Source organism: Alteromonas sp. AWQ4_252 (assembly GCF_056158205.1).
Map to the genome: position 1 here is coordinate 2,276,440 of NZ_JBSWSV010000001.1, position 15,813 is coordinate 2,292,252.

At 45.9% G+C, this 15,813-nt stretch carries 12 protein-coding genes; 9 read left to right on the forward strand and 3 right to left on the reverse strand.

Going from position 1 to position 15,813, the window contains the following annotated elements; genetic code table 11:
* The first annotated feature begins 415 nt into the window (after positions 1-415).
* From ACXACM_RS10095 to lysS, 6 genes are all read left to right on the forward strand, one after another.
* Positions 416-916, forward strand: a complete 501-nt coding sequence (locus ACXACM_RS10095) for a mobile mystery protein A (protein ID WP_474821488.1) — start codon at positions 416-418, stop codon at positions 914-916.
* The gene (locus ACXACM_RS10100) at positions 909-1,514 is read left to right on the forward strand and encodes a mobile mystery protein B (RefSeq protein WP_474821489.1); all 606 of its coding nucleotides are present in this window, start codon (positions 909-911) and stop codon (positions 1,512-1,514) included. The genes ACXACM_RS10095 and ACXACM_RS10100 overlap by 8 nt, the downstream gene beginning before the upstream one ends.
* A gap of 102 nt (positions 1,515-1,616) precedes the next feature.
* A complete protein-coding gene (gene prfC / locus ACXACM_RS10105; protein ID WP_474821490.1) occupies positions 1,617-3,206 on the forward strand; it encodes a peptide chain release factor 3 in 1,590 nt (529 codons plus the stop codon).
* Positions 3,207-3,218: 12 nt separating this feature from the next.
* A complete protein-coding gene (gene argS / locus ACXACM_RS10110) occupies positions 3,219-4,949 on the forward strand; it encodes an arginine--tRNA ligase (RefSeq protein WP_474821492.1) in 1,731 nt (576 codons plus the stop codon).
* Between the two features lie 240 nt (positions 4,950-5,189).
* Positions 5,190-6,288, forward strand: a protein-coding gene (gene prfB / locus ACXACM_RS10115) for a peptide chain release factor 2 (RefSeq protein ID WP_474821493.1) whose coding sequence is annotated in 2 segments (ribosomal slippage) — positions 5,190-5,264 and positions 5,266-6,288 — 1,098 coding nt in all. Because the reading frame shifts where the segments join, the coding sequence is not laid out codon by codon here.
* A 22-nt stretch (positions 6,289-6,310) separates the two neighbouring features.
* A complete protein-coding gene (gene lysS / locus ACXACM_RS10120) occupies positions 6,311-7,861 on the forward strand; it encodes a lysine--tRNA ligase (RefSeq protein ID WP_474821495.1) in 1,551 nt (516 codons plus the stop codon).
* Positions 7,862-7,873: 12 nt separating this feature from the next.
* Here the strand turns inward: lysS and ACXACM_RS10125 are convergent, their stop codons facing one another.
* Genes ACXACM_RS10125 through ACXACM_RS10135 form a run of 3 tightly spaced genes read right to left on the reverse strand, consistent with a single transcriptional unit; the run spans position 7,874 to position 10,124 of the window.
* A complete protein-coding gene (locus tag ACXACM_RS10125; RefSeq protein ID WP_474821496.1) occupies positions 7,874-8,773 on the reverse strand; it encodes a ketopantoate reductase family protein in 900 nt (299 codons plus the stop codon).
* Positions 8,766-9,494, reverse strand: coding sequence for a pseudouridine synthase (locus ACXACM_RS10130; RefSeq protein ID WP_474821498.1), 729 nt, complete (start codon positions 9,492-9,494; stop codon positions 8,766-8,768). Before ACXACM_RS10130 ends, ACXACM_RS10125 begins: the two co-directional genes overlap by 8 nt.
* A gap of 24 nt (positions 9,495-9,518) precedes the next feature.
* Entirely contained in the window at positions 9,519-10,124 is a 606-nt protein-coding gene (locus ACXACM_RS10135) for an Hpt domain-containing protein (protein ID WP_474821499.1), read from the reverse strand.
* A 225-nt stretch (positions 10,125-10,349) separates the two neighbouring features.
* On the opposite strand from ACXACM_RS10135, the gene ACXACM_RS10140 reads away from it, so the two are divergent.
* From ACXACM_RS10140 to ACXACM_RS10150, 3 genes are all read left to right on the forward strand, one after another.
* The gene (locus ACXACM_RS10140) at positions 10,350-13,181 is read left to right on the forward strand and encodes a M16 family metallopeptidase (RefSeq protein WP_474821500.1); all 2,832 of its coding nucleotides are present in this window, start codon (positions 10,350-10,352) and stop codon (positions 13,179-13,181) included.
* 76 nt (positions 13,182-13,257) lie between these two features.
* On the forward strand, positions 13,258-14,859 hold the full coding sequence (gshA, locus tag ACXACM_RS10145) for a glutamate--cysteine ligase (protein ID WP_474821501.1): 1,602 nt from the start codon (positions 13,258-13,260) through the stop codon (positions 14,857-14,859).
* A 145-nt stretch (positions 14,860-15,004) separates the two neighbouring features.
* Positions 15,005-15,586, forward strand: coding sequence for a transglycosylase SLT domain-containing protein (locus ACXACM_RS10150; protein ID WP_474824299.1), 582 nt, complete (start codon positions 15,005-15,007; stop codon positions 15,584-15,586).
* Positions 15,587-15,813: the final 227 nt, after the last annotated feature.

Here is a 15,813-nt window from a genome sequence, read left to right on the forward strand (position 1 = left end):
CAGGCAGGGCTTGTGTTCAATAGCGTTTTTGGGAGCGAACCATCCATGGTGGATCGCCCAGCTCTGCATCCATTGCTCGCGTTCCCATCTTTCGTTTCGCTCACCGATGCTCACCCCAAAACTTTAAAAAGATGCAGGCTATTGGTACTTATCAGTACCGATAGCGCCCTTGCTTTAAACTATGCTGGTTTAAAATCATTTGTATTTACGGCGATATGCGCCGTAAAAGTTGAGGATCATAAACTTAAAGCGTATACAATTATGTATACTAAGGGCCACTTTAAGTAAATAAATGGGTTTACTTTGTTTGCTTGATTGTCAATCTATTTGTTGACTTAAATGTCGTGTCGGTATATAAATATGTATACGAAATGAGTGTTCGAGTACACATAAAGGTTGTCCAGAGTAAAAGAACATGAGTATAGACAAGATAGTTGCCAAGCAATATCGAGATAAGGTGAACCAAGCTGTAAGTCAGTTTGGTAGCTTATCTATGCTTCCTAACCATGGGCTTCCTAAAGAGGGTTGGCTGCGCACAGTACGCACGGCGCTTGGTATGTCTGGTACGCAACTGGCTAAAAAGCTGGGCGTCACTAAGGCCAGAATATCCAAGGCTGAACAGGATGAACCGCAAGGTAGTGTCACTCTGAAGACGATGCAGTCTATGGCTGAGGCGATGGATTGCAAGTTTGTGTACGCCATCATACCAAAGCAAAATGTGGAAGCTGTGATTAAAGAGCGCGCTATTGAAAAAGCGCGTGCTCAGGTGAAAGCTGCATCCACTCATATGGCGCTTGAAGCGCAATCATTGAGTAAAGAGCAGCTTGAATTTGAAATTGAGCGCATTGCAGCGCAAATCATCGACAAGATGCCATCCGACTTTTGGAATGATGAAAGACGGCCAATAAATGAGTGAGCAGTACACAAATCTAGTCGATTACCCAGATGGTGCGACACCGCTTGATCCTGATGAGCTGGATGGCCTGAAGTTCACGCATGTTAGTACCAGAGGGGAGCTAGACCAGCTTGAACAAGCTGGCATCACCGAAGGATTGAAGTGGTTAGACAAACAAAAGAACCCCGACGTATTGTCAGAGGCTTTTGTTTTAGAACTGCATAAGCGGTTGTTTGGCAGTGTTTGGAAGTGGGCAGGTACATTCCGCCGCACTGAAAAGAATATCGGTGTTGATCCTATTCAGGTTGCCATTCAATTGCGGCAACTATTGCACGATGCCAAATACTGGGTTGAGCATGATACTTATTCGCCTAAAGAGCTGGCGGCTAGGTTTCATCATAAGCTGGTATTTATTCACCCGTTTCCAAATGGCAACGGGCGGCATGCGCGGATAATGGCGGATGCGGTATTGACTAAACTATTAAATGAGCCAGCCATTGATTGGGCTGGTGGTTACAGGCTGGAAGCTATGAATGAGCGCCGCAATCAGTATATTGCCGCGCTTAGAGCTGCTGACGGGCACGATATAAGTGCCTTATTAGAATTTGTCGGGGCTTGAAAAGCAGGTATTAATTCATAAATACCGATGTTCACTTTTTGATGACAGAAAGTGGTTTTTTAAACGGGTGTAATTTTAGGTGTAAATAAGGGTATTTGGTGTATGGCAGATAGCAATTTTTCTAGTGAAATCAATAAGAGACGCACGTTCGCTATCATCTCGCACCCTGATGCGGGTAAAACCACCATCACTGAAAAGGTATTGCTCTTCGGGCAAGCATTACAAAAAGCCGGTACAGTAAAGGGTAAAAAATCCGGTCAACACGCAAAATCTGACTGGATGGAAATGGAAAAGGAGCGGGGGATCTCGGTAACGACTTCCGTTATGCAGTTTCCGTACGCTGATAACCTCGTCAATCTGTTGGACACCCCGGGACACGAAGACTTTTCCGAGGATACATATCGAACATTGACGGCAGTTGACTCCTGTTTGATGGTGATCGACGCCGCCAAGGGTGTAGAAGACAGAACTCGCAAATTGATGGAAGTTACCCGGTTGCGTGATACACCCATCATCACTTTTATGAATAAGCTCGACCGCGATATCCGCGATCCGCTGGAATTGCTTGACGAGGTGGAAACCGAACTGGATATCCTTTGTGCGCCGGTTACCTGGCCCATAGGCTGTGGTAAAGAATTTAAGGGTGTTTATCACTTACACCGCGACGAAGTCATTCTCTATAAATCTGGCCTTGGGCACATGATTCAAGATGTTAGAATCATCAAGGGTATTGACAACCCGGAGCTTGAAGCTGCCATCGGCAGCGGTCTGCTGTTGCAACTACAAGAAGAATTGGAGCTGGTTCAGGGCGCATCTAACGAGTTTGATGAAGAGTTGTTTTTAGAAGGGGAATTAACCCCTGTATTTTTTGGTACAGCACTAGGAAATTTCGGTGTGGATCACATGCTGGATGGCCTGGTAAAATGGGCGCCAGCGCCACAAGGTCGGCAAACTGAAGACGGTGAAGTAAAAGCCGATGCCGAAGAATTCAGTGGCTTCGTGTTTAAGATCCAGGCCAATATGGATCCTAAGCACCGTGACCGTATTGCGTTTTGCCGCATTGTTTCCGGTAAATATGAAAAAGGCATGAAGATGCGCCACAGCCGCATCAACAAAGATGTGCGTATATCTGACGCGCTGACCTTCCTGGCTGGAGATCGCTCATTACTTGAAGAAGCTTATGCCGGCGACATTATCGGTTTACACAACCATGGTACCATTCGCATTGGCGATACGTTTACGTCCGGCAATAACTTTCGCTTTACTGGTATTCCGAACTTTGCGCCAGAATTATTCAAGCGCATTCGGTTAAAAGACCCATTAAAACAAAAACAGCTTTTAAAGGGCTTGATTCAGTTATCCGAAGAAGGCGCGGTTCAGGTGTTTCGTCCCTTAATAAATAATGATCTCATTGTAGGGGCTGTCGGTGTACTGCAGTTTGACGTTGTGGTTGCCAGGTTAAAGGCAGAATATAACGTTGATGCGATTTATGAACACATCAATGTAAGTACCGCACGCTGGGTATACAGTAAAGACGCTAAGAAGTTGGACGAGTTCCGACGCAAAGCGGAGCAAAATTTGTCGTTAGATGGCGGCGATAACTTAGCCTACATAGCGCCTACCATGGTTAATTTACAGTTGGCTAAAGAGCGCTATCCCGATATTGAATTTAAAGAAACTCGCGAACATTAAGAAAGACGATCAATGAATATACATGCTTTATTAGTTAGCCGCTTTACTGAAGCCTTAGACAAACTGGGGGCTGAAAACGCGCCTGTACCCGTTGCCCGCAGTGCACGGCCAGAGTTCGGCGAGTATCAGTTTAATGGTGCCATGGCGTTGGCCAAACAATTGCGACAAAAGCCACGGGATATCGCGGAGAAAATTGTTGAGTTGGTGAATCTAGACGATGTAGCCAGTAAACTTGAAGTGGCTGGACCTGGTTTTATTAACATCCACCTTAGTGATGTCTGGTTGGCGAATCAATGTGAGCTGGCACTACACGACCCCCGTATTGGTGTGGCAAAAGACGCACAAAAAACGGTAGTTGTTGATTACTCTTCACCAAACCTTGCTAAAGAAATGCACGTTGGGCATCTGAGAACCACTATCATTGGTGATGCCGTGGTGAAAGTGCTGGAATTTCTTGGCCATGACGTGATCCGTCAAAATCATATGGGCGATTGGGGCACCCAGTTTGGCATGTTGTTAGCTCACTTATCTGACAAGCTGGAAAGTGAAGTGGCGGAAACCGCACTGTCAGATCTGGAAGATTTCTACCGTGAAGCCAAGGTGCGCTTCGATGAAGAAGAAGGTTTTGCTGACCGGGCGCGTGAATACGTTGTGAAATTACAAGGCGGTGACGCGCAGTGTTTAACACTTTGGCAGCAGTTTATTGAAATATCTATTCAGCATAGTGAAGAGGTATACGACAAACTGAACGTTACTCTTACCCGCGACGACATTATGGGCGAATCTGCTTATAACGATGATTTAGCCAATGTGATCAGCGAATTAAAAGATAAAGGCATAGCGGTAGAAAATCAGGGCGCGCAGGTGGTCTTTATTTCTGAGCTTGCCGATAAAGAGGGTAATCCGGCCGTTTATATTGTGCAAAAATCAGGCGGCGGCTATCTGTATTCCACGACCGATTTGGCCGCAATGCGCTACCGCAGCGGTAAATTGAACGCCGATCGCACCCTTATTCTCACTGATGCTCGTCAAGCACTGCACTTCAAGCAGACAGAAATTGTGGGTCGTAAAGCCGGTTTCATGAAAGAAACCCAAACCTACGAACACTGTCCGTTTGGTATGATGCTGGGCAGCGACGGCAAGCCGTTTAAGACCCGTACCGGTGGTACAGTGAAGCTTGTTGAACTGTTGGATGAAGCGGTAGAACGTGCGGGCAAGTTAATTGCTGAACGCGCTAATGACCTATCACAAGATGAGCTTGAAGAAGTCGCCCGTAAAGTTGGCATAGGTGCGGTTAAATATGCCGATCTAAGTAAAAACCGTACCACAGACTATGTCTTCAACTGGGATACCATGCTTAGCTTTGAAGGCAACACTGCGCCGTATTTGCAATACGCGTACACACGAGTGAAAAGTATATTCCGCAAATCTGGTATTGCTGTCAGTGAGCTCTCCGGCGCTATGTCACTAACCGAAACGCAAGAGCACGCACTCGCAGTGTTGTTACTGCAGTTTGAAGAGGTGATTACTGTCGTGGCTCGAGAGGCAACACCCCATGTACTGTGCACATATCTTTACGATGTGGCGAGTGCCTTTATGCGTTTCTATGAAGCTTGCCCCATCTTAAAAGAAGGTATTGACGAACAGATGCGTAATAGTCGTCTGGAGTTGTCTGCCCTGGTGGCGAAAACTCTTGAACAGGGCTTATCCTTGTTGGGCATTGAAACGCTGGAAAAAATGTAAGGCCTTAGCAGCAAGACATTTGAGTACGAAAGGCTGGCATCCGTGACAGCCTTTTTTGTACATGGCGATTTTTGCAGGGACTGTATACAAGTAATCTGGTTATAACTATTTAGCCTGCAGTTGTGCGTTTATTGCTAAGCCACGGTGCTGAGCGAACAAAAATCACAGCTGGTGCTATCAAAATTGCGCCAAATTCGGTACTATCCGCGGTCTTATTTTTCAATTAGCTGTGGCGAGAGAATGTTTGAAATAAACCCGGTGAAAAATGCCATTGAAGATATCCGAGTGCGCACTGAAGCACTTAGGGGGTATCTTTGACTTCGATACGAAGTCAGAGCGATTAGAAGAAGTTAACCGCGAGCTTGAAAGTCCGGATGTGTGGAATGAACCCGAACGGGCTCAGGCACTTGGCAAGGAAAAAGTTGCCCTTGAGCAGGTGGTAGACACCATACAAAAGCTTGAGCAAGGTGCTGAAGATGTAGAAGGTTTACTTGAGCTTGCTGTTGAAGCGGAAGACGAAGAAACCTTTGAAGAAGCGCAAGCCGAATTAGCATCCCTCACTGAAGATTTGGAAGTGCTCGAGTTCCGTCGTATGTTCTCAGGCCCCAATGACGCCAGTGATTGTTATATAGATTTGCAGGCTGGTTCCGGCGGAACTGAAGCCCAGGACTGGGCTAATATGTTATTGCGCATGTACCTGCGTTGGGGCGAAGCCCACGGCTTTAAAACAGAAATTATTGAATTGTCTGATGGCGATGTAGCGGGCATAAAAAGTGCCACTATTCGCTTTCAGGGCGAGTATGCGTTCGGTTGGCTGCGAACAGAAACTGGTGTTCACCGCTTAGTACGTAAATCACCATTTGATTCCGGTAATCGACGCCACACGTCATTCTCGTCGGCGTTCGTGTATCCGGAAATCGACGATGATATTGAAATAGATATCGATCCTTCTGATCTGCGTATTGACACCTATCGGGCGTCTGGTGCAGGTGGTCAGCACGTAAACAGGACGGATTCTGCGGTACGTATTACTCACGAACCAACTGGTATCGTGGTGCAATGTCAGAATGACCGGTCGCAACACAAAAATAAAGATCAGGCAATGAAGCAGTTGAAAGCCAAACTTTATGAGTTTGAACTGCAAAAACAAAATGCCGAAAAACAAGCGATGGAAGACAGCAAATCCGATATTGGCTGGGGTAGTCAGATACGCTCCTACGTTCTGGATGACTCTCGTATTAAAGATTTGCGAACGGGAGTAGAAACCCGCAATACGCAAGCCGTTCTTGACGGCGATTTAGATAAATTTATTCAGGCCAGTTTAAAATCTGGCTTGTAAATAACCCAAAAGTGAACAGGTTATGAGCGATCAACAACTCGACGAAAATAAATTAATTGCCGAGCGCCGGGCTAAATTGAGCGCGATCCGGGAAAACTGTCGTGCCAATGGTTTTCCTAATGACTTTCGCCGCGAAAACTACGCCGAAGAACTGCAACAACAATTCGGTGAAAAAGACAAAGAAGCCCTGGAAAGCGAAAGCAACCAGGTGTCTATCGCAGGCCGAATTATGGCTAAGCGCGGCCCGTTTCTTTTGCTCCAAGATATGACTGGCCGCATCCAGGCTTATGCAAGCAAAGATGTGCAGAAAGAAATCAAAGCAAAATTCGGTAGTTTGGATATTGGTGATATCATTGGTGTTGCAGGAGCGCTGCACAAATCCGGTAAGGGCGATTTGTACGTCAATATGGAGAATTGGCAATTGCTGACGAAGTCTTTGCGCCCACTCCCCGAAAAATTCCACGGTTTAAGTGATCAGGAAACAAAATATCGTCAGCGTTATGTGGATTTGATCACCAGTGAACAAACCCGTAAAAACTTTAAAATTCGCAGCGCCATCATCAATGGAATTCGTCAGTTTTTGACCCAGCGCGACTACATCGAAGTGGAAACGCCGATGTTACAAGTTATTCCTGGTGGTGCATCTGCGAAGCCTTTTGTTACCCATCACAATGCGCTGGATATCGATATGTATCTGCGAATCGCGCCGGAGTTATACCTCAAGCGATTGGTTGTTGGTGGTTTTGAACGGGTTTTTGAGATTAACCGGAATTTCCGAAACGAAGGTCTGTCGACCCGTCACAACCCGGAATTTACCATGCTTGAATTCTACCAAGCGTATGCCGATTACAACGATCTGATGAACCTTACCGAAGATATGTTGCGCACATTGGCACAGGACATTTTAGGTTCTACTGAGTTGGTGAATACTGAGCGCGACAGTGAAGGCAATGTAACCAAAGAAACACATTATGACTTTGGTAAGCCTTTTGACCGCCTGAGTATGGGTGAAGCCATTCTTAAATACTGGCCTGAGGCGAATGAAGCTGCTATTCGTGATCCACAAGCTCACCTCGATGAACTCAAAGCCATGGCCAAACAGTTGCACATTAAAGAGCCTGAAGTTGATGGTATCTGGGGCGCGGGTAAATATCTTTGCGAGATATTTGAAGCCACGGCAGAGGAAAAACTTATCCAACCTACGTTTATTACAGAATATCCGTGGGAAGTCTCTCCGTTGGCTCGCAGAAATGACGACAATCCGTTTATCACAGACCGTTTTGAATTCTTCGTAGGTGGTCGTGAGTTAGCCAATGGCTTTAGCGAATTGAATGACCCTGAAGATCAAGCTGAGCGCTTCCGCAAGCAAGTGGCTGAAAAAGACGCTGGTGACGACGAAGCCATGCATTTTGATGAAGATTACATTCGTGCGCTGGAGTTCGGTTTGCCTCCTACTGCGGGCCAGGGTATTGGTATCGACCGGTTAGCCATGTTGTTCACCGATAGCCCAACAATTAAAGACGTGATTTTGTTCCCCCATATGAAGCCCCAGGCTTCGGACAGCCAGGAATAGAAACGCTCTTTTTTACAGGCTGGTAATTTGCTGATATAAAGCGGTATTGATGGGAACATCAATACCGCTTTTTTTTGCCTGTTTGATAAGAAACCCCGTAATACCGTCAATCTCCGTTTTGCGCTTATGTGCAATGTCCTGATGCATACTTGAGAAGTTTTGCGCTGTCGCAGCAATCACCTGACGAGCATTTTGTTCTAGCTCGTATCTGGTAGTGGGATAACCCGAGGCAGTCATGACCCGGGCAGTCTCGTCGCAAATTTGGCTAATCTTTTCAGCAAACCGGCTTTCCGCAAGCGCCCCGTTAGGTACATCGTAAAGTGCGGTGAGAGGGTTTATAACCAGGTTTACAGCTAGCTTTTTCCACAGTGCCAACTGAATGTCTTCGCTCCAGGTAATGGGCGGCAAGCAATGTGAAAGGAGCTGTGTTACAACCCTGTCTGTGTTGGGTGAATAAACAGTGGTCATCGGCGCCTGACTGCGACCTAACAATGTTTTTCCTACACCAGTATGTTGTACCTGTTGAGGGGATGTTTTAAACGCACCATGACTGGTTGTTGCAATATACACTGGCTGCGTAGTGAGATATTCACATAAGACCGATTCCCCTCCCATTCCATTTTGGAGCAATATTACCGGGGTGCTGGCCGATAGCATCGTTCGCCACTGACCTATAGCTTCAGCCAGTTGGTAGTTTTTTACCGGTAAAATGAGAATGTCGTTGTCGGTGAGTGTCTCAAATTGAACCGGGGTAAGTGATATGGCCTCGTTTTCACGGTTTGTTACCAGTACAACGCTTTCGCGTTCATGTCGAAGAAGAAAACGAAAGGGGATGCGAGCAAGCTGCGCTCCGGCGGCAACAAGAGAGCCAATAGCGCCATCACCCACAATGGCTATTTTTCTGTTATTCATCGTGGGCAGCACGTGGCGTAACAACTCGGGGAAATTTGTACTCGGGCCAGGGTAACTTAGCCATCTGTTTATGTGCCGATAACCAGCTTCGGCAAGCCGAAGAAGTAAACAGTTCACCTTCCGTGGGTGGCGCAACAACCGAAAACTTTTCTCCTTTATAGCTAAAATGCAGGCTATAGGCATGTAAACTCACACGGTCTGCGGTTAATGCGCCATAGAGTGTATCGCCGTGAATGGGGGCACCAATACTTTTCATTGCCACCCTAATCTGGTGTGTTTTACCCGTGAGTGGTTTAACAATGGCAATTCGCCCTAAGCCGTCAATATGATGTGAAAAAAATTGCGTGACTGCTGGGTTGTCTTTGCTTTTCAGTAAAATGTGCTGTCCTCGCCGACGATTTTTCATATCGCCGGACACGGTTCCTTGTTTCTTAGTGGGCTTGTTCGAGAGAAACGCCAGATAAAACTTTTGTATTTGCCGTTGCTCAAAAAGTCCACTGAGTTCAGCGGCAGCCTCAGCGTGCTTGGCCATTAATAAACAGCCCGAAGTAACGGTGTCCAGACGGTGGCACAAGTACAGCGAAGATAAGTTCTCACTTCGTTTTGTTTGCACAACAATGCCGTTGTCACTGTCGTGCATGGGTACGCCTACGGGCTTATTAATAATTAAAAAGTCTGGGTGGTCGAGCACCACCGCAGGCCAGTTAGGTAAGCTATTCATCAATGTGCTGGTTTGCCGGTGTACTTAACTATTTAGCAAGGCCAGAGCATTTTCATAATCGAGATCGTCAATCGCATCGCGAATTTGTTGCTGCTTCTCGCTATCAGACGTAGAAGCTGCAAGCCACGCATCCAATTGTTCCTGGGCAATAAACTCGTTTTGCTCAAGTGCGCGAATAAAGTCATCCGGTGCCGCGATGTTAGTGGCAGCCTCAGCAGTGGTATCGTTTTCCGTTTCAGCTTTGCCTGGTACTTCTTTTTTAAGTCCCCCTTCTTCAAGTAAGCCTGGGTTAGCCTGCAAAGTCTGGATGTACGCGAGTGTGGCACTTAGCGTTTCACAGAAAAATGGAAAGGAAGCTGGTAGCTCGGGCACACTTTTTATTTCATTTTCAGCCTGTCGGCTGGCCTGGTGCAGTTGAGTGATACCAAGATTGCCTGCGACCCCTTTTATGGTGTGCAAATATGTACGTGCACCATCCCAGTTTTGTTGTGTGAAGAGAAGGGTGAGTTTGTTTTCAGCATCAATATATTCATCAGAAAATTTTTGCAATAAACGCAATAAAAGTGTGCTGTTACCACTTAGTTGTGACAAACCGAACTTAAGATCAATTAGCGTGTCAGAAGAATCCATAATCACTCCTAAACCTATTTGTTGTCAGTGTATTTCATAATGTAATAAATTGATACAAAGGGGACTATCCGAAAGAGGTTTTTGTTTGTGTTTTCTGGTAGTCTGAAAATAACAATTTTTTCCACGGGTATTAACAACGCTTTTCAATTCTTCCTTCTTTTCAGTGGTTATAGAAATTGATAAAAGATGTACCTGCCGTTCAACCTAAACGATAAAGGATGCCTGATGGCGAAATCTCTGGCCGCAAAAATTTTCCTGTTAGCGGGCGTTACTCTCACTCTGGCAAGCTGCCAGAGTCAACAAAGCGAAAACATCACCGCTTTAGAACAAGTACCAAAGCAAGTTCATATACCCCACGAAAAATACACGTTAAGCAATGGTCTCACCGTTATCCTACATCAGGATCACTCCGATCCGCTGGTTCATGTTGATGTAACCTATCATGTGGGAAGTGCCAGAGAAGAGTTAGGTAAAAGCGGATTTGCGCATTTTTTTGAACACATGATGTTCCAGGGCTCTGAGCACGTAGAAGACGAAGAGCACTTTAAAATTATTACAGAAGCAGGTGGTACCCTAAACGGCACAACCAATACCGATCGCACCAATTATTTTGAAACGGTACCAGCGAACCAGCTGGAAAAAATGTTGTGGTTAGAAGCTGACCGTATGGGGTTCTTATTACCGGCGGTGACTCAGGAGAAGTTTGAAAACCAGAGGGACACGGTTAAAAACGAAAGAGCGCAGCGGGTGGATAACCGACCTTACGGGCTGCGGTTCGAGAAAAACGGTGAGGCGCTTTATCCCTCTGGTCATCCATATTCGTGGTCGACAATTGGCTATATGGAAGATTTAGACAGGGTTACCGTCAACGACCTAAAGGCTTTCTTCAAACGTTGGTATGGCCCAAACAATGCCGTGTTGACCATTGGCGGCGACATCGATGTAGCACAAACGAAAAAGTGGGTAGAAAAGTACTTCGGTCCAATTCCCAGAGGCCCTGAAGTAGAGAAACAAACGCCTCATGCGGTTGAGTTGGCAGAAAACCGTTATGTTACTCTCGAAGATAAAGTTCATCTTCCGTTGCTCCAAATTACGTACCCCACCGTGTATGCAAGACACGAAGACGAAGCGCCTCTTGATGTATTGTCAGATATATTGGGCGGCGGTAAAACGTCACTGTTTTACAAAAATCTGGTTAAAGAGGGGCTTGCAGTGCAAGCGGGCGTGTCACATCCATGTCGCGAACTGGCCTGTGAATTTCAGCTCATTGCACTGGCAAATCCAGATACCGTGAATAACTTGTCAACGTTAAATGATGTGGTTATGCAATCGTTAGCTGAGTTTGAACAGCGAGGCGTAAATGATGACGATTTGGCTCGCACTAAAGCTGGAATTGAAGCTTCTACTATATTTGGCTTGCAAAGTGTAAGTGGAAAAGTAAGTGCCCTGGCAAGCGGAGAAACCTTCTTTGCGCAACCGGATTTAGTGGCCGATGATATTGAACGCTACAATAATGTTACGGCAGAAGATGTGATGCGCGTGTACAACAAATACATCAAAAATAAACACGGGGTTACTATTTCTGTTGTGCCTCTAGGACGAGCTGAAATCGCGGTTAAGCCTCAAAACTTCACCTTAGGTGAAAGAGATATTGGTGATGTTCAACTGGTGAATCAGCCGGTTGAGCAAAAAGCGATACCTGACGACTTTGATCGCAGCCTGGTGCCAACAGCAGGTCCGATTCCCACCGTACATGTTCCTGAGTTTTGGGAAACCACACTACCGTCCGGTATTAGTACTCTTGGTGTAACCAGCGATGAAACACCAACAGTAACTTTAACGCTCAACTTGGAAGGCGGCATGCTACTGGATCCGCCACATAAGGCCGGTGTGGCATTTTTAACCGCGTCTATGATGAACGAATCAACTGAAAATTATACTAATGAGGCGTTGTCCAATGCTTTGGCAAAACTTGGGAGCTCGATAAGTTTTAGAGCGTCAGGGCGCTACTCTCAAGTATACGTGTCGTCACTGACTAAAAATCTGCCGCAAACCCTTGCTTTGTTGGAAGAAAAGCTCTTTCGTCCAGGGTTTGATGAAAATGATTTTCAACGCTTAAAAGCCAGGTTAGCTCAAAGTATGCAGCAGAGTTTGCGCAACCCCGGGTATCTCGCTGATCGCGCGAAAGATTTAGTCTTGTTCGGCGAGGACAGTCGCTTGAGTTTACCGGCAAATGGCGCGTTGGCCAGCCTGGCAAATATTGAGCTAGCGGATATAAAAACTTTTTACGAGCGCTATTACAATCCAGCCAAAGCAAACCTGGTGATTGTCAGTGATCTTTCCCAGCGGGAAGTCATCTCATCGCTGGCGTTCATGTCTGAGTGGACTCCAAAGCCTTATACCGTTCCTGCGTTATCTGGGTTCCCTGATTATGAAGGCAGCAAGATTTTTTTAGTAGATAATCCGGACGCGGTTCAGTCTGCGGTACACATTGTTAAGCGAGCTATGCCGTTTGATGCTACTGGAAACTACTTTTACTCGCGCCTGATGAACTTTCCACTGGGTGGCGCGTTTAATAGCCGTATAAATTTAAATCTGCGGGAAGATAAGGGCTACACTTACGGTGCGTCGACCTCTTTCATTGGTGGAAAAACGGTAGGGTGGTTTGAAGCTCAGGCTGAAGTTACAGCACCAAATACCCTGGACGCCATTCAAGAGTTTCTCAAGGAAATTCGCGAGTATCAGGAAAACGGCCCTACTGAGGAAGAACTTCAGTTCATGCAAAACGCGTTTACGTTAAGCGATGCGCTTGAATATGAAACACCTAATAGCAAGGTGGCGTTTTTAAGGCAATTACTGGCTTACGACTTACCTAAAAATTACCGGGATGAACAAACAGCATTGATAAAGAAAGTATCAGTAGAGAAGCTCAAGGCCGTCGCCAAAGAACAATTGAACGCAGATGAGATGCAAATTATCGTGGTTGGTGATAAAACAACGTTAATGAAACCGCTGGAAACTCTGGGTTTGCCGATAGAAGTGTTGTCACTGAACTAGCTACAGCGTCATTTTACTATTGAAAATAGTGGGAAGCCCCCCATTTGATGGAGCTTCCCCCCCATTATGGATGAACATGTTGATCTCATCAAAGCCAACTTTTAGCTATCGCCTGGAGGCGATGAAGTCTGAGCATTTTCAGGCAGCATTAAAGGATATTAAACACGGCGTAGAGCGAGAGGGTTTACGCATACAGACAAATGGTAAGCTCGCGCAAACCGGTCACCCGGAATCGCTGGGTTCAGCGCTAACTCATGCGTGTATTACCACGGACTTCTCTGAATCACTCCTTGAGTTCATTACGCCACCTGTCGCGAAAAGTGAGATAACTACCACGCAACTCAAAGACATACACAAGTTTACCATGGATAACATTGGTGAAGAGCTGTTATGGCCTATGAGCATGCCGTGCTTTATTGAAAACCAGGACGAAATCCCGTTAGCTTATTTTGGCGAGTCCAATGTGGGTAAAATGAAGCGGGTTTATCGCATGGGCCTGAAAAATCGTTACGGCAGCATGATGCAGGCAATATCGGGGGTCCATTTTAATTTTTCACTACCTGACAGTTTCTGGCAGGCGTGGGCGGCGCTCAACAATACTGAATATTCTACCGATCAGGTTTCGGCAGATTATTTTGCTTTAATTCGCAACTATCGCCGTTATTGTTGGCTATTGCCGTTTTTGTATGGTGCATCCCCAGCGTTGTGCGGGTCTTTTTTAAGCGGAAAGGAAACAGCCTTACCCTTTAAGAAAGTTGGTAAGGGCACAATATATATGCCGTACGCTACCTCATTGCGAATGAGTGATTTAGGCTACACCAACTCAGAGCAGTCGGCGCTACAAATTTGCTACAACCAACTGTCTACTTATGTTGATAAGTTGCGAAGTGCAATGTACACCCCTTCCAGCCGATTCGGGCAATTTGCTTCCGGTGAAGGCGGGCATTTCCAGCAATTGTCGAAAAATATACTTCAGATTGAAAATGAATTGTACTCCCCGATCAGACCTAAACAACCAACAGCTTCTATGGAAAAGCCCACTGATGCACTGGTACGTCGGGGTGTTAACTACGTAGAGGTAAGAGTGCTCGACGTAAATCCGTTTACGCCAGTGGGCATTGATAAAACGCAAATGGACTTTCTCGATGTATTTATGGTGACTTGCCTTATGCTGGATAGTCCGGAAATGGATGCACCTGAACTGGCTGAGTGTCGCGAAAATATGGATAGGGTGGTACTGGAAGGGCGCAAACCGGCGCTCATGTTGTCACTAAAAGGACAGGAGCATGGTTTTGCTGCGTGGGCTGAATCCTTATTCAGCTATTTTAGGCAAACCGCCAGCTTGCTGGATGAAGCCAATGGTTCAAAAGACTACTCTACTGCCGTAGATGCAGAGTGGAAAAAAGTTCAGGATCCGGGGCTTACGCCATCAGGACGTCTGCTATCTAATCTGCTGAATGACGATATGGACAACAGTGAATTCGGATTAAAGCTTGCAAAGCAATATGCTCAGCAACTCAAAACCCATGACTACAGCTATTACAGCGAAGCTGATTTTCTTTCAATGGCAGCATCCTCTCTGGCAGAACAAACCGCCATTGAAGCTGGGGATGAAGTATCTTTTGAACAGTTCGTTAGCGACTATTTTGCTGAGCCCATGGCACAAAAATCTGAATAAAAAAATGCCCGGCAGGGAGCCAGGCATAAAGATTGTTCCAGGGAAACACACACATTTTTTGCTAGAACATTAATTTGGACAACCAAAGTTGAAAAAGTTCCAATCTCCTGCACAATTTTTCGTACTTTTTTCTGTCGTTCTTGCAATCTCAGTGCTTCAGGGGTGTGCCACGTCTCCTCCACAGGATACCAGCGATATCTGTGAAATCTTCTATGAAAAAGATGACTGGTACGATGCTGCTGCTGATGCCCGGGATAAGTGGGGGGTGCCCATTCATATTCCCATGGCCATCATGTACCAGGAAAGTAGCTTCCGACACAATGCGCTGCCGCCAAGAGATTATGTGTTTTTTGGCTTGATACCATGGGGCAGGGTGAGTTCAGCTTACGGTTACTCTCAGGCAAAAACGGTAACCTGGGCAGACTATGTCAAGGAAACGGGGAATAGTTGGGCCGATCGTGACGATTTTGATGATGCCATGGATTTTATGGGCTGGTTTATTTCTAAATCCCACAAAATAAATGGTGTATCAAAATGGGACGGCTACGCTCAATATCTCAATTACCACGAAGGCTGGGGGGGGTATCAACGCCATACCTACAATAAAAAACCATGGCTTAAAAAAGTAGCCAGCCAGGTAAAATCCCGGTCTTTGCGTTATGCAACACAGCTAAAACGCTGCGAGGCAGATTTGCAGAAAAGTTGGTTCTGGAAGTTGTTTTCCTAGCCCTTCATTGAATGCTGAGTTTATGAGAGTAGGTATTCGAAAAAAGAAGTAGGCAGGCGCACCACACACCTGCCTACAATCGACGCTAAGCCAAGACCGTTAATCACCCAACGTCGAACAGGCAAATTTACTATATTGTAAATGATAATGATTTGCAATAACGTTTTGGTGAATTTCTTATTTTTTTATTTCTCTTTTGTTTTATTGATCTCAATCAGTGTTTGCCA

Excerpts from the sequence above, each read along its gene's own strand:
- ACXACM_RS10125 (WP_474821496.1), bottom strand. The coding sequence starts at position 8,773 with ATGAATAACAGAAAAATAGCCATTGTGGGTGATGGCGCTATTGGCTCT.
- ACXACM_RS10095 (WP_474821488.1), top strand. The coding sequence starts at position 416 with ATGAGTATAGACAAGATAGTTGCCAAGCAATATCGAGATAAGGTGAAC.
- prfC (WP_474821490.1), top strand. The coding sequence starts at position 1,617 with ATGGCAGATAGCAATTTTTCTAGTGAAATCAATAAGAGACGCACGTTC.
- ACXACM_RS10100 (WP_474821489.1), top strand. The coding sequence starts at position 909 with ATGAGTGAGCAGTACACAAATCTAGTCGATTACCCAGATGGTGCGACA.
- argS (WP_474821492.1), top strand. The coding sequence starts at position 3,219 with ATGAATATACATGCTTTATTAGTTAGCCGCTTTACTGAAGCCTTAGAC.
- ACXACM_RS10135 (WP_474821499.1), bottom strand. The coding sequence starts at position 10,124 with ATGGATTCTTCTGACACGCTAATTGATCTTAAGTTCGGTTTGTCACAA.
- lysS (WP_474821495.1), top strand. The coding sequence starts at position 6,311 with ATGAGCGATCAACAACTCGACGAAAATAAATTAATTGCCGAGCGCCGG.
- ACXACM_RS10130 (WP_474821498.1), bottom strand. The coding sequence starts at position 9,494 with ATGAATAGCTTACCTAACTGGCCTGCGGTGGTGCTCGACCACCCAGAC.
- gshA (WP_474821501.1), top strand. The coding sequence starts at position 13,258 with ATGTTGATCTCATCAAAGCCAACTTTTAGCTATCGCCTGGAGGCGATG.
- ACXACM_RS10140 (WP_474821500.1), top strand. The coding sequence starts at position 10,350 with ATGGCGAAATCTCTGGCCGCAAAAATTTTCCTGTTAGCGGGCGTTACT.